Annotated in this window: 15 protein-coding genes; 5 read left to right on the top strand and 10 right to left on the bottom strand. The window is 39.6% G+C overall.

Translation table 11 applies throughout. From position 1 onward, the window contains the following. Positions 1 to 265 precede the first annotated feature (265 nt). Complete coding sequence (gene yihA, locus NRL14_RS12365) at positions 266 to 934, top strand: ribosome biogenesis GTP-binding protein YihA/YsxC (RefSeq protein WP_008137691.1); 669 nt, start codon at positions 266 to 268, stop codon at positions 932 to 934. Between the two features lie 9 nt (positions 935 to 943). Here yihA and NRL14_RS12360 read toward each other — a convergent pair whose 3' ends face one another. From NRL14_RS12360 to polA, 3 genes are all read right to left on the bottom strand, one after another. Next, positions 944 to 1,462, bottom strand: coding sequence for a DUF1285 domain-containing protein (locus NRL14_RS12360; RefSeq protein WP_306724778.1), 519 nt, complete (start codon positions 1,460 to 1,462; stop codon positions 944 to 946). Next, the gene (locus NRL14_RS12355; protein WP_306724777.1) at positions 1,459 to 2,046 is read right to left on the bottom strand and encodes a YceI family protein; all 588 of its coding nucleotides are present in this window, start codon (positions 2,044 to 2,046) and stop codon (positions 1,459 to 1,461) included. Before NRL14_RS12355 ends, NRL14_RS12360 begins: the two co-directional genes overlap by 4 nt. 484 nt (positions 2,047 to 2,530) lie before the next feature. Then, the gene (gene polA, locus NRL14_RS12350; protein ID WP_306724776.1) at positions 2,531 to 5,266 is read right to left on the bottom strand and encodes a DNA polymerase I; all 2,736 of its coding nucleotides are present in this window, start codon (positions 5,264 to 5,266) and stop codon (positions 2,531 to 2,533) included. A gap of 523 nt (positions 5,267 to 5,789) precedes the next feature. Between polA and elbB the strand changes: the two genes are divergently transcribed. From elbB to NRL14_RS12335, 3 genes are all read left to right on the top strand, one after another. Then, positions 5,790 to 6,437: an isoprenoid biosynthesis glyoxalase ElbB gene (elbB, locus tag NRL14_RS12345; protein WP_149605663.1), complete on the top strand. Its 648-nt coding sequence runs from the start codon at positions 5,790 to 5,792 to the stop codon at positions 6,435 to 6,437. A gap of 232 nt (positions 6,438 to 6,669) precedes the next feature. Continuing rightward, entirely contained in the window at positions 6,670 to 7,065 is a 396-nt protein-coding gene (locus tag NRL14_RS12340; RefSeq protein ID WP_007377277.1) for a cytochrome c5 family protein, read from the top strand. 161 nt (positions 7,066 to 7,226) lie between these two features. Next, on the top strand, positions 7,227 to 9,797 hold the full coding sequence (locus tag NRL14_RS12335) for a diguanylate cyclase domain-containing protein (protein WP_306724775.1): 2,571 nt from the start codon (positions 7,227 to 7,229) through the stop codon (positions 9,795 to 9,797). Between the two features lie 24 nt (positions 9,798 to 9,821). On the opposite strand, the gene rep is transcribed toward NRL14_RS12335, so the two are convergent. Next, positions 9,822 to 11,843, bottom strand: coding sequence for a DNA helicase Rep (gene rep, locus NRL14_RS12330; RefSeq protein WP_306724774.1), 2,022 nt, complete (start codon positions 11,841 to 11,843; stop codon positions 9,822 to 9,824). A 161-nt stretch (positions 11,844 to 12,004) separates the two neighbouring features. On the opposite strand from rep, the gene NRL14_RS12325 reads away from it, so the two are divergent. Next, positions 12,005 to 12,274, top strand: coding sequence for an accessory factor UbiK family protein (locus tag NRL14_RS12325; RefSeq protein WP_306724773.1), 270 nt, complete (start codon positions 12,005 to 12,007; stop codon positions 12,272 to 12,274). A gap of 54 nt (positions 12,275 to 12,328) precedes the next feature. Here the strand turns inward: NRL14_RS12325 and NRL14_RS12320 are convergent, their stop codons facing one another. The 6 genes from NRL14_RS12320 to ilvD form a co-directional block, all read right to left on the bottom strand. Next, positions 12,329 to 12,973: an NAD(P)H-binding protein gene (locus NRL14_RS12320; RefSeq protein ID WP_306724772.1), complete on the bottom strand. Its 645-nt coding sequence runs from the start codon at positions 12,971 to 12,973 to the stop codon at positions 12,329 to 12,331. 4 nt (positions 12,974 to 12,977) lie between these two features. Then, positions 12,978 to 13,640 (bottom strand): carbonate dehydratase, encoded by a 663-nt coding sequence (gene can / locus NRL14_RS12315; RefSeq protein WP_007377282.1) that lies wholly within the window; start codon positions 13,638 to 13,640, stop codon positions 12,978 to 12,980. Positions 13,641 to 13,670: 30 nt separating this feature from the next. Further along, positions 13,671 to 14,846, bottom strand: a complete 1,176-nt coding sequence (locus NRL14_RS12310) for a methyltransferase (RefSeq protein ID WP_306724771.1) — start codon at positions 14,844 to 14,846, stop codon at positions 13,671 to 13,673. A 62-nt stretch (positions 14,847 to 14,908) separates the two neighbouring features. Further along, the gene (locus NRL14_RS12305) at positions 14,909 to 15,943 is read right to left on the bottom strand and encodes an ABC transporter substrate-binding protein (RefSeq protein ID WP_306724770.1); all 1,035 of its coding nucleotides are present in this window, start codon (positions 15,941 to 15,943) and stop codon (positions 14,909 to 14,911) included. 96 nt (positions 15,944 to 16,039) lie between these two features. Next, positions 16,040 to 17,593 carry a threonine ammonia-lyase, biosynthetic gene (gene ilvA, locus NRL14_RS12300; protein WP_306724769.1) on the bottom strand — a complete coding sequence of 518 codons (1,554 nt, stop codon included), beginning with the start codon at positions 17,591 to 17,593 and terminating at the stop codon, positions 16,040 to 16,042. A 2-nt stretch (positions 17,594 to 17,595) separates the two neighbouring features. Then, on the bottom strand, positions 17,596 to 19,452 hold the full coding sequence (gene ilvD, locus NRL14_RS12295) for a dihydroxy-acid dehydratase (RefSeq protein ID WP_077538866.1): 1,857 nt from the start codon (positions 19,450 to 19,452) through the stop codon (positions 17,596 to 17,598). Positions 19,453 to 19,473: the final 21 nt, after the last annotated feature.

Below are 19,473 nucleotides of genomic sequence, written 5' to 3'. Positions count from 1 at the left end.
CCGACCCTGTATCATCTACAATCGTGATGCTGTAATACATATATTCTACACGATAATAAATTCTCTGGCACGTTTTCTACACATATTAAGCTTATAATTTACAGGGTTTTGACTTAGATTAAGCTTTAACATGTTTTAAATGTACCATAGGTACTGTTTTTAGGTGGTTAAATACGCTTTTTAATACATCCTTTATAGTATAAAATACGTGCCCTGAGTGAATTTGGTTTACTCAACGTTATTTTTTTAAGTTTTAGGAGAGCCTGTGCTCAAATCTCGTATCAAATATAATACTGCGTCTTTCGTAACAAGCGCTCCCGACATTACTAAATTACCTGCTGATACGGGAATTGAAGTTGCGTTTGCCGGTCGTTCCAATGCAGGTAAGTCGAGTGCATTAAATGCATTAACCGATCAAAAGCTAGCACGTACAAGTAAAACACCTGGGCGTACCCAGCTAATCAATACATTCGATTTAGCGGATGTTGACGATATGCGCCTTATCGATTTGCCAGGCTATGGCTTTGCTAAAGTACCAATCGAAATGAAAAAGAAATGGCAAAAGTCGTTAGGCGAATACCTACAAAAGCGTCAAAGCTTAAAAGGTATTGTTATTTTAATGGATATTCGTCATCCATTAAAAGACTTAGACCGTGATTTAATTAATTGGGCAATTGGTAGTGAAATTCCAGTATTAGCACTATTAACTAAAGCCGACAAACTAAAGCAAGGCCCTCGTAAATCACAAGTACTGCAAGTTCGCCGTGAATTAAGCACGCTTGATGGGGATATTACAGTTCATGCATTTTCATCATTAAAAGGCACGGGTTTACCAGAAGTAGCTAAAAAGCTAGATGAATGGTTTTTAGGACCTGTGATTGCTATACCACCTACTGATGAAGTAGTCACTGACGAAACTAACCCAGAAGCTTAAGATCTGGTGTTAGGATAAATAAAACTGCTCTTTGGCAGATTTAATAAAATAGCCGAGCTTATCAAACTCGGCTTTTTCAGCCCACTGATAAAATACACTGCGTGAAACTCGCGCACTACAACCATACGGTAGCTTTAAATAAGGCACCTTTGAACCTTTGTAGTCTTTTATATGCAAGGGCTGCTGAGCGCTAACCAGCCACTGCCTAGCTAGATTATCAATACAACACAACACCTGTCCTTGCGCTGTATTTTCAAAACGCCAATCAACAATAATAAACGGCGCATCATCAACCGTTATTGTTATTTTTTCGACAGGTGTTTTTAAATAAAATTGCTCACCTTCTTTACACAATACAGAAGCAAACAACTTCACCATGGCTGGGCGTGTTATTTCGCTGCCATCGTAAAACCATTTTCCCTCATGATTAATAACAATTGGCAGCTCCCCACAATGGTTAGGCTGCCAACTATCAAAAGGTTTGCTTGGCTCGCTTAATTGCTTGCTAAGCTCACTTAAAGAAATCACTGTTTTTTAAGTGTAATTGCAAACGTAACAGGTACTGCTGTTGCAATTGAAGGTAAACCCGCTAATTTTTGCAGTTGTTTAACGCCTTCAGTTATACCAAAATCACTACTATTAATAATAATAGGTGTTAATGATGATACGGTTAAATCGCCACTTTGCGTGCTATTAACGAGTACATCAATAGCCAATGATTTTTTATTACCATGAAAATCAAGTTCCGCTTCAATACCTTTCAATACATATTGACCAGATTTTTTAAGATTACTCAGCTCTTTAGTTAAATTTGCAGTTAAAACAGCATTGGGGAATTTAGCTGCTTCAAATAATATTGCTGTTAAACGCTCATTACGAATAGGAATTAGAGTTTCGGCTGATGTTAAATCAACATTAACGCTAAACTCACCTTTATCAGAAAGCATACCTTCAAGGTTAGTAAAATGGTGAGCTTCAGCAATCGAATCTTTTTTAATTGAAACAAAGCTTAGTTGGCTTTTATCATTCACTAGCTGCCAATCGGCCTGAGCAACATTAGAAATAACTAAACTTGATAAAGAAAAACCTGCAATAGCTAATGCTTTAAACATAACGCACTCCTTAGTAATAAAATGAAAATAATAATATTACTTTGATGGTATCACCTGCGATGTACCCAAACCACCTCGAAATGACGAATGAATAATACAATTGGTATAGCGCAATAAATAATTTTTTAGATAGGGTTTTCAGGTGTAAAACAAAAAACGGCCCACCAAACAAGTTGGTAGGCCGGTATAGCAAACTGGGGAGAAGCTATCAATTTGTTGCACCCTTTCAGATGCATCATCAACAGGATGTCCTACAGGATAGGACAAGCGGGACTTTAACAAAAGCACGCATTAAAATACAATCATATTCCTGTAAAACAGCTCGAATTGACGAACATATAACGATTTAATACAAATAGTTGCTTAAATTAACCTTATTTTAACTAAAGCTTGCACATAGCTAATTGAATCGCTGTTATTCGCCCTTTTACTTAAACATAAAAAAAGCGCCAAAAGGCGCTTTAATTAAAATGCTCAAATTGCATTAATGGGCTTGTTCCCAGTTGTCACCTTCGTCGGCTTCAACAATAAGTGGCACATCAAGCGCTGCAGCTTGCGACATCAGTTCACAAATATGTTTTGTATATTCTGGTGCGCAGTCTGTTTTAATTTCAAATACTAATTCATCGTGTACTTGCATTAGTAGCTTAATCGTATTTGGCGCCTGTTCGTGTACCCAACGGTTAACACTCAGCATTGCTTTTTTAATAATATCGGCGGCAGTACCTTGCATTGGTGCGTTTATAGCAGCACGTTCGGCTCCTTTCCTGCGCGCGCCATTACGTGCGTTTATTTCTGGTAAATGTAGGCGGCGACCAAATATTGTTTCAACATAGCCATTTTCAGCTGCTTTTTCGCGTGTTGTTTCCATGTACTCTAATACACCTGGAAAACGCTCAAAGTATTTATCTATGTAATGCTGCGCTTCATGGCGTGGCACGTCTAGTTGACGTGCTAAACCAAATGCCGACATACCATAAATTAAGCCAAAGTTTACTGCTTTCGCCTTGCGGCGCATATCGGTAGTTACATCATCAAGCTCTACACCAAATACTTCAGCGGCAGTTGCACTGTGTACATCTAAGCCGTTAGCAAATGCATTTAATAAACCTTTGTCTTGTGAAAGGTGCGCCATAATGCGCAGCTCAATTTGACTATAATCGGCAGCGACAATTTTATAACCATCTGCAGCTATAAACGCTTCACGAATTCGACGCCCTTCTTCTGAACGAATAGGAATATTTTGTAAATTAGGATCGGTTGAACTCAAGCGCCCCGTTGCAGTAATTGCCTGATGATAAGACGTATGTACACGCTGGGTTTTCTCATTCACCATTAATGGTAATTTATCGGTGTAAGTTGATTTAAGCTTTGATAAACCACGATGCTCTATAATTACTTTAGGTAGTGGATAATCATGAGCAAGCTCTTGCAATACTTCTTCTGCGGTAGAAGGTGCACCTTTAGGTGTTTTTTTGATGATAGGCAGGCCAAGCTTTTCAAACAACAATACTTGTAGTTGCTTAGGAGAGCTTAAATTAAATGGTTCGCCTGCTATTTCAAATGCTTCTTTTTCAAGTTCAATTAAACGCTCGCCTAATCGTTGGCTGTGCGCTGCAAGCATATTGCTATCTATTGCTACACCGGTTCGTTCAATATCAGAAATCACACTAACAAGTGGCATTTCTATATCTTCGAATACAGATTTTAGCTTTTCATCAGCCGCTATTTTTGGCCAAAGCACTTCATGTAGGCGCAAAGTAATATCGGCATCTTCTGCAGCATAAGGCGCAGCTTTTTCAAGTTCAATTTGGTTGAAGGTAAGTTGCTTTTTACCTTTGCCAGCAATATCTTCAAAGCTAATATTTTTATGGCCTAGATATTTAAGTGCTAGCGAGTCCATATCATGGCGTGTACCCACACTATTAAATACGTATGACTCAAGCATGGTGTCAAACTTAATACCATTTAGCGCAAAACCTGCATTCGCTAATACACTTTTGTCGTATTTAAGGTTTTGCCCTACTTTAGCTTTGTTTTCATCGGCCAAAATTGGACCTAGCTTTTGCATTACAAATTCAAGGCTTAGTTGATCAGGCGCACCTGGGTAGTCATGCGCTAGAGGTAAATACACAGCTTCACCCGCTTTTACGGCAAAACTCATACCCACTAATTGCGCTTTCATGTAATCAAGGCTGGTAGTTTCTGTATCAAATGCAAATAACTCGGCACTATTTAATTGCTCTATTAACGTATCAAATTGCGCTTGCGTTAAAATAGTTTCGTAATGAGCATCTTCTGCTTTTGGTAATTCAGTGGCTTCGGTAGGTACAGCTAGATGTGTTTCTGCATCTTTAGGGTTATCTAGCAACTCAGCTAACCAACGACGGAATTCGCACTCACCATATAGTGCAATTAATTCGTCTTTATTTGGCTCTTGTAGTTTGAACGTATCAAGATCTGATTCGACTTCAACATCGCACTTAATTGTTGCAAGCTCGTAGCTTAAAGGCAGATGATCGAGAGCTGCAGCTAACTTTTCACCTATTTTACCCTTGATCTCACTTGCGTGATCCATTACACCTTGCAACGAGCCATATTTTTCTAACCACTTAACCGCCGTTTTAGGCCCACAACCTTCAACACCAGGGATGTTATCGACCTTATCGCCCATTAATGCTAAGTAATCAATAATAAGTTCAGGACCTACACCAAACTTTTCAACCACAGTAAGGGGATCTGAAATACTGTCGGTCATCGTGTTTATGAGCGTAACGTGTTCATTTACAAGTTGCGCCATATCTTTATCACCAGTGGAGACGAGTACATGTCGTTTTTGCTCTGACGCTATACGTGCAAATGTGCCAATAACATCATCGGCTTCAACACCTTCGATGCTAATTAGCGGAAAACCCATCGCTTTGATAATACTGTGTATTGGTGCTATTTGTGTGCGTAAGTCATCCGGCATAGGCGGACGATTTGCCTTATACTCGCTATACATGTCGTTACGGAACGTTTTGCCTTTTGCATCAAATATAACCACCATGTGTGAGGGATCATATTGTCTGATCAAGCTTTTAAGCATGTTGATCACGCCGTAAATAGCGCCCGTAGCCTCACCTTTAGAATTAGTTAAATGCGGCGGAGAATGATAAGCACGAAATAAATATGACGAGCCATCAACTAAAATAAGTGGGTTTTCGGGGATCTGAGCCATGGTGAATTTGGATCCTAAATGCAAAAAATTAAGGTGATTGTAAGCATGCCATAAGGTAGGAAATAAAACGACTGTGAATTATCAATCATTGTCTCATTTCAACTTGAGCAAGCTGTGGATAAGTATGTAGATAACAGCCACAAAAAATTCTTCCAAAGCATAATACAATGCCTAGAAAATAATTTAACTACATGTTTTTATTTAAAAAAGATAATACGAGGTTCTTTTTTTATTCTTTTAGACCAATGTGGAAAAAGGTTTTTTAACGACTACATCCGCTGTTACTCACTTCGATTATAGTCATCCAACCCAATAACCGGACGAGTATTCTAGCATAATGGATCAAAGATCATAGCGATCCTTTATACTTTTTTTCATTAGCTATAATCACCAAAAGATATATACCGCATTACAACTTACCTAGCGTACAATTTTCACACTGAAATTAATTTAAATAGACAATTTAGTACATGTTAAACTTCAAACTATAAGCTTAATAAATTTAATTAAGGAATATAAAAGCATGAAAAAAGTAGCTGTAATATTAGCAGGAAGTGGCGTATACGATGGCAGTGAAATTAATGAAGTAGTTTTAACGCTATTACACATAGCCAAAAATGGCGGGGCTTATCAATGTTTTGCACCTGATATTGAGCAACTTCATACCATTAACCACTTAACAGGCGATGTTATGCCTGATAAACGCAATGTATTAACAGAAGCTGCTCGTATTGCACGGGGCGACATAAAATCCCTGATTGACCTAGATGTAGCTCAATTTGATGCGTTAATTGTACCTGGTGGTTTTGGTGCGGCTAAAAACTTATGCGACTTTGCAATTAAGGGCACAAAAGCAAATATCAATCAGGACGTACTTAATACTTGTAAAGCATTTGCTAAAGCAAAAAAACCTGCTGGGTATATGTGTATTGCACCCGCTTTGATCCCATTTATTTACGATAATGCCCAACTCACTATTGGTAACGATGTAGATACAGCACAAGCACTAAGCACATTAGGCGCCAAACATATTAACTGCGCAGTGGATGATGTAGTGATCGATGAAGCAAATAAGCTAGTTACCACTCCTGCTTACATGTTGGCACAATCGATTCTTGATGCGGATGTGGGGATCGCAAAACTAGTTACTAGCGTATTAACAATGAATTAATTTTGATCTTAAGATCTAAGAAGTTAATTATATGACTGATTACGCTTATTAAATTGCTCAACAAAAAACAATAAATAATTAAATTTTATTGCGTTAACGCAAAAAGTAGTCAGTTTTATTAATAAAAACGTCTCTTAGCATTTTATAAATTGGCTCAGAGAGTTATAATCGGTTTAATTTCCGTCATCTATATCGTGATTGATCACGTTCAAATCGAAGTGAGCAAGGCAAAATGAAAAAATTAACAGCTGCTGCATTATTATTGCTAGCAACCACCGCATACGCACAGCCATATGATAACTCTATGACTGAAGATGCAATTAAAAAACGTCTCGCGCCGGTTGGTGCTGTGTATCTTGAAGGTGATAAAGCAGCTGTTGCTGCAGTACCTACAGGCCCACGTTCTGGTGAGCAAGTATATCAGGGGGCATGTTTTGCATGTCATGGCACTGGTGCACTAGGCGCGCCAAAGTCAGCTGACGATTGGGCTCCACGCATAGCTAAAGGTAAAGACACTTTACTTGGGCATGCAATTAATGGTTTTAATGCAATGCCGCCAAAAGGCACTTGTATGGATTGTTCTGATGATGAGATAAGCGCTGCAATCGATTTTATGACATCTAAATAAGTATTTGTAAAATAAAAAAGGTTTACCTATGGGTAAGCCTTTTTTAATACCTTTTTAACGCTTTTAGCGCCTTAATTAGGGTAATATCCACTTGACGATCGCCGCTAAAAATGAAATTATAAGGCTAATAACTATACAATAATAATAGTCGGTTAACGTCATTGGAAGATAAACTCTCAGCATCGAGTAAGTTAGCGTATCAAAACAAGCGCCTTAAAGTGCTACTCGAAAAGTACAAACAATCCCATCACCTACAAAATGCGCTGATCCAACTATCAGAGCAAGCTAGTACTGTTGCTGAGTTAACTCTGTTATATCCCGCTATCCATGACATTTTACAAAAATATGTGCCTAGTAAAAGTTTTTATGTCGTTTTATCGAACCAAGACACACAATCATTAGAGCTTTCTTACTTTTCAGATGAAAAAGATGGAATTGCAGTTGCACTCAACCAAACAAACAGCTTTGATGAAGGCGCGACTGGCTATGTATTTAAACAAGGCAAAACAACCTGTTTTACTAAGCAGCAAATGCAAGACGCAGCTGCAAAAGGTTTATTTAAAGCATTAGGCACCCCCGCCGAGCATTGGGTTGGCGTACCTGTTTATCAGGAAAGAAATATCATTGGTGTGCTCGCTGCACAAAGTTACGATACTCGAAAAGGTTACAGTGACCAGCAAATACAATTGCTTGAGGTTATGTCACTTTACTTAGCAACAGCAATAGAGCGTGTTAAAAAACGAGAGCTATTAGAATCAGAAGTTAAAATTCGTACCCGTGCACTCACTCAGAGTAATGACGCATTAAACCTAGAAATAGAGCAACGAAAACGCGCACTTCAACGTCAACAAATTCTATTTAAAATTTCAGAATTAGCGACTCAAGCTAAAAACCTTAACGATGCTTACGTTAAAATACATGAAATAATAAAAACAATTACCTATGCAGAAAATTTATATATTGCACTTTATGATAAAGAATCTGGCTGGATCAGCTTTCCTTATTGTGTTGATGAATTTAAAGATAATACGCAACCAAGACGCTTTGCTAAAGGCTATAGTGAGCTAGTTATAAGCACCGAAGAAACACAACTTATACATCCGTGCAGAGCAAAAAAATTAATAGAGAAAGGCGTAGTACAACGAGCTAAACCAGTAAAAAAAGAGCAAATGGCCACCAGTTGGTTGGGTGCTCCACTAAAGACCTCGCAAGGAGTTATGGGTTTAATTGTTTGCCAAGCCTATTACAACAAACATATTTTTAACCAAGATGATTGCGAACTTATCACCTTTGTATCGCATCAAATTGCAGCTGTATTGCAAACCAAACTAGCTAACCAAGCAATAAAAAAAAGCCACCAAGAGCTAGAGTTTCGGGTGAGCGAAAAAACGAAAGAGTTACGTCAAACTAATTTACATTTACAAATGCAAATGGAAGAGCGAAAAAAAATAGAACAGCAGCTTTATCATGATGCACATCATGACTCTCTCACTAGTTTGCCTAATCGTAGTTTATTTTTAACACAACTAGAAAAAACGCTACAACATTTTCAACGCTTTCCTGAACATCATTTTGCTGTGTTATTTATAGATTTAGACAAATTTAAAGATATAAACGACCAGTTAGGACATCATGCCGGTGATCAATTTTTAATTAGTGTCGCAGAGCTATTTTCTCAGTGCATACGCGAGCACGATTTACTTGCTCGCTTAGGCGGGGATGAATTTGTTATTTTATTAACGCATTTAACCGAGCCACAGCAAGCGGAAGACGTTGCAAATCGTATTATTGATTTAATGAAGAAACCATTTAGTTTAAAAGGTACCTCTCTTCAAAGCGGCGCGAGTATAGGAATAACCTACTCAAAGCACGACTATACACACACAGACGAAATTATTCGCGATGCTGATGCAGCTATGTATTATGCAAAAAATTCGGGCCGAAATCGCTACGAGTTATTTCATCCACTCTTGTCACAATCAGTATCACAGCAAGAATTACATATATTGCATCATTTAGATGCATTACCAATGAGCTTTAGAAGCTCAGAAATTATTACCTTAGATGAGCAACATCAATCTGAATCATTATTTGAAGCATTTGGTGAACACCCAATACTTGGTTTTACTAGCTTTGGTATTTTGAAAAAGTTTGCATCCGACAAAGAACAGCATCTTGAGGTAGAATTACAGCTACTACAACGAGCTTATGCACAAGCGCTTGAAGCTAATGTAAGCATGGCACTTGTGCCCTGCTCTTGCTTGTTATTAGAGCCTCATGAATTTACTTTATTCACCGAAGTACTGAGCAAACAAATTGGCCAAAGCCAGCTTTGTCTATTATTTGATGAACAAGAAATTCGCCATGCATGTGCTACACAACTCGAAAATCTAAAAAAACTTCCCCATCTTGGCTACTCTATTGGATTAAACAATTTTGCTAGAGATAGATGTGAACTTAATTTATTAACCGACGTTAACTTCGACTATTTATTACTAAGTTCAACATTTAGCAAGCGTATTCTACAGCAGGAAAGCTATGATTTTCAGTTACAAGGTGTATTAGCAATAACTAAACTTAAAACAATAAAGGTAATAGCCAAGGGCCCTTCAATACTCAACTTTAGAACATTATTAGATAAACACGGTTTAGCTTTTTTTGTCGGTAAACAACATTCTCTTGTTTGCGCTGAGCAATCTCCAACAAGCACAACGCAATCACAGCTCAGCTAAGTAATTACCCTTTATAGTAGTTAATTACTCAGGTTTTTTATTAAACATAGCCCGTAAATTAGCGACTCTTGCTTGGCCTTTTTCCATGCGCTCTGCTTGCGTATTTGGCGCCTTTTTGTTTTCGAACGCGAGATCGTCCTGCGGTAACTCTTGTACAAATCGGCTTAACTCAGTTTGTGAGGTTTCACCAAATTGACGACGGATTTTTGCATAAGTAAGTGTTAACTCCTGCTGAGCGCGAGTAATACCAACATAAGCTAAGCGCCGCTCTTCATCTACGTTGTCCTCATCAATACTGACCTGATGCGGAAGTAAGCCCTCTTCCATACCCACCATAAATACGTATGGGTACTCTAAGCCCTTTGATGCATGTAGTGTTGATAAGTGCACTGCATCAGTTTCATCTTCTTCTTCGTTACGCTCAAGCATATCGCGAAGGGTTAGCTTACTAACAACCTCAGCCAATGTCATTGGTTCGTTATCGGCATCACCGGTCAACATATCGGTGATCCAGCGATATAGCTCGGATACATTTTTCATGCGCATTTCAGCGGCTTTTGCGCTAGGGGACGACTCGTACAAATACGCCTCGTAGTTAATATTACGCACCAAGTCTTTAACTGCTTCAAGCGTGTCGCTTCGTACCGCGTTATCAGATAGCTCAACAACCCAACGAGCAAATCCAGCAAGCGCATTAAAGCCACGCCCTTTTAGTCTGTAGCCTAAATCGTTATCAAAGCAAGTAGCAAACAAGCTCGCATGTTTTTCGTTAGCTAATGTGCCAAGCTTTTCAAGGGTAACCGTACCTATTTCACGTCGTGGTGTATTTACGATACGTAAAAATGCATTGTCATCATCTTGATTAACTAGCAAACGTAAATACGCCATAATATCTTTAATTTCTGAGCGAGCGAAAAACGACATACCGCCACTAATTTTATAAGGGATACGGTTACTCATTAGTGATTTTTCAAAGCCACGTGCTTGATGATTACCACGATATAAAATCGCGTAATCTTTATAGCTGGTTCGCTTCATAAACTTATGTGAGATTATTTCAGCAACTACGCGCTCAGATTCATGCTCTTCATCGCGGCACCCTATTACTTTAATCGGCTCACCATAACCTAGTTCACTAAATAACTTTTTCTCTATGTCATGTGGGTTATTGGCAATTAAAATGTTAGCCGCTTTTAGTATTCGCCCTGCACTTCGATAATTTTGCTCAAGCTTTATTAGTCTGAGCCCTGGGTAGTCTTTACCTAATAACACTAAGTTTTGCGGACGTGCACCACGCCAAGAATAAATTGATTGGTCGTCATCACCTACCACGGTAAAACGGGCACGCTCGCCTACTAGCAATTTAACAAGTTGATATTGGCTTGTATTGGTATCTTGATACTCATCCACCAGCAAATATTTAAAGCGTTGCTGCCAACGCTCACGGGAAGTGGCATTATTAGTGAGTAACAAGGTAGGGATCATAATTAAATCATCAAAATCCAGTGCGTTATATGCACGTAGCTGATTTTGATAGCGAGCATAAAGCTGTGCAAACAAGGCTTTTTGCGCATCGCGCGCTTCGCGTATTGCTTGCTCGGGCAGCACTAATTCATTTTTCCAACTACCAATTTCCATTTTAAGTAGTTTGAGTAAATCTTTGTCTTTTTTTAGCTCATCTTCGGTTAAATCACCCAGTAATTGATTGGTATCTTGGTCATCAAATAACGAAAAACCTGGCTTGAACCCCAGTGTGCTTAGCTCTTTTTTTATTATTTCTAAACCTAGCGTATGAAACGTTGATACCCATAACCCTTTAGCATCTTGCTTACCAAGCGTTTGCAGCACTCGCTCACGCATTTCTTTGGCTGCTTTATTGGTAAAAGTAACCGCCGCTATATTTCGCGCTTTGTACTCACATTTTTTCACCAAATAAGCAATTTTATTAGTAATAACACGGGTTTTACCAGAACCCGCGCCCGCGAGTACTAAGCATGGACCACTAATATATTTTACGGCTTCATCTTGTTTAGGATTGAGTTTCATAACGACCAAAGAAATTTAAAAGACGCGCAATTTTAACGTAACCATTACTGCGAGCATAGCAATTGCCTTAATTAATTAAGGCAAAGATGATCATGTGTTAAATACCGTGGGTATAAGGTAATATTAGTTATTATCATTTAGGCAATGCCGAAGGGAAAAATATGATCAACCCAGCAAAACTTGAAGAAATTGCTAAGCAAATTACTAGCAATATGCCACAAGGTGTAAAAAACCTAGCAGACACACTCGAAGGTAAAACAAAGCAAGTTTTACAAAACAAGCTTGCTGAGATGGACTTTGTGAGCCGTGAAGAATTTGATGTGCAAAGCCAAGTACTTATTCGTACTCGCGAAAAGCTAACTGAACTCGAAGCTAAAGTAGCATTACTTGAGCAACAACTTAGCACTGAGACTGAGACTGACGCTGAGTAATTAATTTGTTGTGCAAAAAAGGCAGCTTAGGCTGCCTTTTGCGTTTTACTAAGTTTATTCAAATAGCTCATCAAGTACGTAATAAGACAACTTAGCCTGCTGCTCTAAACTCACACTCAGCATTTTTTGCGCCACTTGCTCGCCAGTTATTGGTTTGTAACGCTTTAAAAACGCAAATTGTGTAATAACAGGAAAAATAATACTGCCTATTTTTTCTGCCACTCTAAACTGCTCACGATCACCTAATAGCAACGACGGTTGAAAAATACTTATTTTGTCAAAAGCGAGTGCTTTAATATGCTGTTCAAGCTCACCCTTCATTTTTAAATAAGGACTATTACTGTGCGTGTTCGCCCCGCTTGATGACACTAAACAATAATGCGTAACCCCATTACATGCCGCTAACTGCGCCGCTATAAACTGATAATCAAAATCAACTTTACGCTGAGCTTGTATCGATCCAGCTTGCTTACGGGTGGTGCCCAAACACGAAAACAATACGTCACCTTTAAACAGCTCAACGTATTGAGTTAATTTTTCAAAATCAATAACATGATTAACTAGCTTTGCGTGTAAAATAGGCAAAGCCCGACGGCTCAACGTAACCACTTTGGTATAATGCTCGCTATTCAGTAGCTTATGGAGCAACTCATTACCGACCAAACCTGTAGCACCAATTAATACCGCCGTTTTAGTCATGAATTTATTTACTCTCACCCACTTTATTAAGTACGTGTTGTACTGCTCTTTTATAGCTTTGCGTTTCTTCGCTCGCGCACGTCACTACAGATTCTAGATCATGAAGATGCCCGTTTTCTAAACCATACACCCAACCATGAACGCTTAGCTCTTGGCCACGCTCCCACGCATCTTGCACTATATTAGTACGGCATACATTACGTACTTGCTCTATTACATTTAGCTCAATAAGGCGGCTTAATCGTTCGCTTTCTGGCATTGCGTCAAGTTGTTCAAGGTGCTTTTCTTTTACATCCCCTACATGGCGTAGCCAGTTGTCAATAAAGCCAAACTTTGCATTGCTTAAAACGGCTTGTACGCCACCACAACCGTAATGCCCCACAACCATGATATGTTTTACTTTTAAAACCTCTACAGCGTACTGCATAACCGATAAACAGTTATGATCGGTATGTACAACCACGTTAGCAACGTTACGATGTACAAATAATTCGCCTGGTAGTAAATCAACTATTTGATTAGCAGGTACACGAGAGTCTGAGCAACCAATCCATAAATATTCAGGATTTTGTTGCATAGATAAAATTTTAAAAAACTCAGGGTCTGCTTCACTTGTACGAGCAGCCCAACGTTTATTGTTATCAAATAAATTTTTTAACTTTCTCATTGCATCTCTTATTAAGTCGAGGGCGGAAATTTAGTGGATATTAGCAAGAATCAAAATATTGCGAGGCGTTAACTGCTTTTCACAAAACGTTTTAACGCTTACTCGATAGCCTTGCTGTTGCAAATATAAAGCACGATCGAGCACAAGCCAAACCTCAATTGCCCTTCTGAACACATGTCGAACCAGTTCAACGCGATCAGTTATTTTTTTTCGAGCCTGCCCAATAGATAAATATTTATTGTAATCAGTATTTTGAGGTATGTTTAGTGTCTTTTTTTCTGCTGCCCATCCGCAAAATGATTTAAACGAATCTGAGAATATAGCTTTATTAACCGAAGGAACACTTGCGTAGTGTTGTTCGCCAGTAATCGACTTTCTTAGTGCATCAAAACCGAGTCGCCATTCTAGTTCTGTTTTGCGCACTTTTTCTAAACGAGAAGGCGCAGTAACAGTTTCTTGTAAAGCGAGCTTTAAATCGCGGTGTGTTAGGTTTAGTCCACTTTGTTTTGCAACCTCACTCATTGCAAGGTATTCATTAGCCGTAAATAAATGATAACAACAAGGTGAAAAACTAATCTGTTGTACTTTTGCTAAACTTGCTTGGCGCATAAATGTTTGGTGTAAACCTCCACATGCGTGAAGTGCTACAGCATGCATATCTGTATTAAAAAATTGAGTGATATCGTCTTTTAATACATTTGCTTGGCTAAAGTGCATTACCAAGCCTTGTTGCTGTACACTTTTTTGTCCTTGCTCGCATAAGCTTTGTTGCAGTTCAATACTATGCACATTACTTGCGCCATTAAACGCAAGCATTCGCCCTAAGTGCCCTTTACCGGCGCACCATTCTAAAACTGGTTGCTTAGTATTAGGTAGTGCAGATACAAAATCTTTTAACTGCTCAAATTTACGGCCTTTAATGCCGTTACTCAGCCAAAAAGGATAATCAACTTTCGCGTGTGCGGTGCTAGGTAATTCGCATAAATTAGCGAGCTCATCAAGTTGGTTTATATGATTGCTAAAAAATTGATATAGTTTATCTTGATCATTATCAAGTGCGATTACTTGATCATCCGTTAGATTATTGAGTGTGTCTTGCAGATCTCCCCAAGGAATCGCGTCAAAATCAAACGCAGTGCACTGCCAATAATGACGATTACGCATGAGTAATGAATCAAGTGCAAAAAATTGTTCCGCTAAAGTCATAACTGCTTAAAGTATAAAAAAGACAATTAATTATACCAGCTCGATGAACTCTCATTAAGTGGTTATTTTTTGCTGAATATTAAACGTAAATACAGAGGAATAGAAACAATACTAATAATCATCGCAGCAATTAACATCCACGATAACTGCACTTTTTCGGGTTCTTGATATTTATATATAAAATTCGCTTTCACCTCATCAAATTCATTTTGCTCAATTGCATATAGATCAGCAATTAAACGCCATTTTGCTATCGACATATGCCCTAAACTGGTCGTGGGTGGCGTTATATAATCCCTTAGTACTTCGGCCTCAAAAGCGAGCTGATGAAAACTTTTACTCGGTGCATATCTTTGCTGGGTTACCGCAATAGCTTCATCCATATTCATCATTGCATAGCGCCAGCCTTTTAGGCTTGCTTGATAAAACTTTTCCACCGTTTGCGGATTTTTTTTAAGCATACTTTCGCTGGTAAATAAAATATCTCCATATACATCCATACCATAACGCTGTGGGCATATAAGCCGGTGAGATACGCCTTGCTGAGTCATGTAGTACGGCTGGTTAGTAACATACACTTGCATAGCATCTAGCTTGTTTTCAATCCAAGCCTGATCTGGATTTTCGCCATCGTAAAGTTTGAGTTTATCGACATCAACGCCACTGCGTTTAAGCATAATAAGTAGTTCGGTGCCATCACTTTTGCTCACCGCAGTGATACGTTTATTAACAAAGTCACGTGGATGAAAAATATCAGACGTGTCTTTAACCATCCAGCAGTAAGGTGAAAACTGTAATAAGGCAGCCATAGCAACAAGAGGTTGTCCATTAATACGTTGCTGTAAAATGCCTGAATGTCCGACACCAAACTGTGCTTCTCCATTGGCAACAGGACCAAAAGTATCAGGCATCATTGGATTAGCTGGTTTTATAATTACATCAAGGCCAACTTCGTCATAAAAGCCTTTTTGTTTTGCCATATAATAACCAGCAAACTGAAATTGATGCGTCCATTTTAGCTGTAATGTGACAGATTCTTGCGCCACTATATGGCTACAAAAAAAGCACAATCCAATAATTAATCCCTTAAATAGCAACTAGGTATCCTCAAAAGTATGGCGACTACCTGTAACTATATGTAAAACTTGTGATAAAGCAAGCACCCTAGTTAGGTGCCTGCCTTTAAAGAAGGATTATACTGAGGCGAGTTTTTCGGCTTTTTCTGCTTGCGGTTTTGATGTTAAAAATTGGCTAAAACACGGGTTTTGTGTTTCATCTTGTACGCTATAACCTAAGCGATTTAAATGCTCGTTAAACACCTCATACTGACTTGGCTCAATAGCAAAACCTGCTAGCACATTCCCCATCGACCCACCGTGATTACGATAATGAAACAAGGTAATGTTCCAATTGCTGCCTAAGGTATCTAAAAAGCGTGCAAGCGCCCCAGGATACTCAGGAAATTCAAAGCGAAGTAAGCGTTCATGCAATTGCTCAGGTGCTTTTCCGCCGACCATATAACGTACATGTAATTTAGCGAGTTCGTTATCCGACAAATCGCAAAATTGATAATCGTTATTTGTTAAGTCTTGCTTTAGCTCATTAAGCTCTTGCTCACCTTGGCGCAGGGCAATACCTACAAATATTTGTGCTTCACCAGGTCCTGCATAACGGTAGTTAAACTCAGTAATAGCACGACCACCTAAAGAAGCGCAAAACTGTTTAAAGCTGCCTTTTTCTTCTTTGATTGTAACGGCTAATAACGCTTCATTTTTTTCACCCAGCGCAGTGCGCTCTGCAACATAACGCAGGCGATCAAAGTTTAAATTAGCACCCGATAAAACAGCAGCTAAGTGCAATCCTTTTAACCCCGATTGCTGACTCCATTTTTTAAGCCCAGCCGTTGCAAGTGCACCTGAAGGCTCTGCAATTGCACGCGTAGATACAAAAATATCCTGCATGGCTGCACATATTTCGTCGCTAGTTACTGTAACAACCTCATCGCAAAACTTTTGCGCTAAACGAAATGTTTCAGTGCCAATAATTTTAACCGCTACGCCATCAGCAAAACTACCAACGCGTTCAAGCTCTACTGGCTTACCGGCTTTAAGTGCAGCTTGTAAACACGCACTTTCGTCGGCTTCTACGCCAATTACTTTTATATCTGGACGCAGCGATTTAATATAAACCGCCATACCAGCAAGTAAGCCACCACCGCCAACAGGAATAAACACAGCATCAAGCTCGTTTAATTGCTGCATTAACTCGCGCGCAACAGTGCCTTGACCAACAATGACATCTGGATCATCAAATGGTGGGACAAATATACCGTTACGTTGCTCTGTAAGTTCAAGCGCATATGCTTTTGCTGCATCAAAATGATGCCCATGTAATACAACTTCACCGCCAAGCGCGCGTACGGCGCTTACTTTTATTTCAGGCGTTGTTACTGGCATTACAATGGTGGCTTGATGCCCTAAGTGAGATGCACTTAATGCAACCCCTTGAGCATGATTACCCGCAGAAGCGGTAATAACCACCGAACCTTTAGGTAATTTATTTAATTTGTTATACGCCCCGCGTAATTTAAATGAATACACGGGCTGTTGGTCTTCACGCTTTAACCAGACATGGTTACCTAGCTTTTTACTGAGTTCAGCCATTTTGCTAACCTCAGTAACTTTAGCCAAAGGCTCCATGTTTGCTTGAATAATAGCGCGAAAATAATCGAGCTCTTGAGAGACCATAATTAACTAAGCGCCTCCAATTTAGCTAAATCGCGAACAGCGCCTTTATCGGCACTCGTTGCAAGTAATGCATAGGCTTTTAAAGCAGACGACACATAACGTTCACGATCAACTGGTTTGTACGCCATTTTTCCGCGTGCTAATTGCTTTTGTTTACGTGCCTCAAGTTCTTCATCGCTTAGCGCTAACGTAATTTCGCGTGTTGCGATATCAATAATGATTTTGTCGCCATTTTCAACATAAGCAATTGCACCACCACTTGCAGCCTCTGGCGACACATGGCCAATTGATAAACCCGAAGTACCACCCGAAAAGCGACCATCTGTAATAAGTGCACACTTTTCAGCTAAGCCTTTCGATTTTAAGTAGCTTGTTGGATAAAGCATTTCTTGCATACCAGGCCCCCCTTTAGGGCCTTCATAGCGAATAACAACAACATCGCCGGCTTTTACTTCGTTATTTAAAATCCCTTCTACTGAATCGTCTTGTGATTCGTACACTACTGCAGTGCCTTCAAAATGTAGCATTTCGTCAACGACACCTGCACTTTTTACAACACAACCATCAACGGCTAAATTCCCCGAAAGCACAGCTAAACCACCATCTTGGCGAAAAGCGTGTTCTACACTACGAATACAACCATTAACACGGTCGTTATCGCCTTCATCCCAACGACACTCTTGGCTCATTGCTTTAGTGGTACGAATGCCCGCAGGACCCGCACGGTAAAATTTGCGCGCGACTTCGTTAGTAGGATCTGTTGCATCCCATTTTTTAACAAGCTCAGCCATAGTTGACCCAGCGACATGATTCACTGACATATCAACTAAACCCGCTTTACCAAGCTCGCGTACGACTGCCATCATGCCACCAGCACGGTGTACATCTTCAATATGGTACTCTGGTGTTGCTGGTGCAACTTTACATAAAAACGGTGTTTTACGAGAAAGCGCATCAATGTGCGACATATCAAAATCAACGCCCGCTTCTTGCGCTGCAGCAAGTAAATGTAATACCGTATTTGACGAGCCACCCATTGCAATATCAACAACCATTGCATTCATAAAGGCTGTTTTGTTAGCAATAGCACGTGGCAATACATCTTGATTATCTTTTTGATAATACTCACGACATAAATCAACAATACGAGCCCCTGCTTCAACATACAGTTGTTTACGGTCTTTATGAGTGGCAAGCGTGGTGCCGTTACCCGGAAGTGCTAAGCCTATTGCCTCTAACAAACAGTTCATTGAGTTTGCAGTAAACATACCCGAACACGAACCACATGTAGGACACGCAGAGCGCTCTACTTGCTCTGAATCTGCATCACTTACCGATTCATCAGCGCCTTTAACCATAGCATCGACTAAATCAAGTTTGATGTCGATGTTTGCAAGTTTAGTTTTACCCGCCTCCATTGGACCGCCTGACACAAATATTACCGGTATGTTCAAACGTAGCGCTGCAAGCATCATCCCAGGAGTGATTTTGTCGCAGTTTGAAATACAGATCATCGCATCGGCGCAGTGACCATTTACCATATACTCAACCGAGTCAGCAATTAAGTCGCGCGAAGGCAGCGAGTAAAGCATGCCGCCGTGTCCCATCGCAATGCCATCATCAATCGCAATGGTATTAAATTCTTTTGGAACGCCACCGGCTTGGGTTATTGTCTCACCCATAAGCTCACTAAGCTGATTAAGGTGTACATGCCCTGGTACAAATTGTGTAAACGAGTTAACTACAGCAATAATCGGTTTACCAAAATCAGAGTCTGTCATACCTGTTGCGCGCCATAATGCTCTTGCGCCTGCACGTTTACGTCCTTCAGTTGTTGTTGCACTTCTTAATTTAGCCATAGTTACCTCAGTTTTTGCCGC

It is taken from the genome of Pseudoalteromonas sp. 20-92, from assembly GCF_030847595.1.
In the GTDB taxonomy this organism is placed as follows: domain Bacteria; phylum Pseudomonadota; class Gammaproteobacteria; order Enterobacterales; family Alteromonadaceae; genus Pseudoalteromonas; species Pseudoalteromonas fuliginea.
The sequence above is the reverse complement of the archived record's forward strand: the minus strand, read 5'-3'. Positions and strand labels throughout refer to the sequence as shown.

Excerpts from the sequence above, each read along its gene's own strand:
- NRL14_RS12355 (WP_306724777.1), bottom strand. The coding sequence starts at position 2,046 with ATGTTTAAAGCATTAGCTATTGCAGGTTTTTCTTTATCAAGTTTAGTT.
- polA (WP_306724776.1), bottom strand. The coding sequence starts at position 5,266 with ATGGCTCAGATCCCCGAAAACCCACTTATTTTAGTTGATGGCTCGTCA.
- elbB (WP_149605663.1), top strand. The coding sequence starts at position 5,790 with ATGAAAAAAGTAGCTGTAATATTAGCAGGAAGTGGCGTATACGATGGC.
- NRL14_RS12340 (WP_007377277.1), top strand. The coding sequence starts at position 6,670 with ATGAAAAAATTAACAGCTGCTGCATTATTATTGCTAGCAACCACCGCA.
- rep (WP_306724774.1), bottom strand. The coding sequence starts at position 11,843 with ATGAAACTCAATCCTAAACAAGATGAAGCCGTAAAATATATTAGTGGT.
- NRL14_RS12325 (WP_306724773.1), top strand. The coding sequence starts at position 12,005 with ATGATCAACCCAGCAAAACTTGAAGAAATTGCTAAGCAAATTACTAGC.
- NRL14_RS12320 (WP_306724772.1), bottom strand. The coding sequence starts at position 12,973 with ATGACTAAAACGGCGGTATTAATTGGTGCTACAGGTTTGGTCGGTAAT.
- can (WP_007377282.1), bottom strand. The coding sequence starts at position 13,640 with ATGAGAAAGTTAAAAAATTTATTTGATAACAATAAACGTTGGGCTGCT.
- NRL14_RS12310 (WP_306724771.1), bottom strand. The coding sequence starts at position 14,846 with ATGACTTTAGCGGAACAATTTTTTGCACTTGATTCATTACTCATGCGT.
- ilvA (WP_306724769.1), bottom strand. The coding sequence starts at position 17,593 with ATGGTCTCTCAAGAGCTCGATTATTTTCGCGCTATTATTCAAGCAAAC.
- ilvD (WP_077538866.1), bottom strand. The coding sequence starts at position 19,452 with ATGGCTAAATTAAGAAGTGCAACAACAACTGAAGGACGTAAACGTGCA.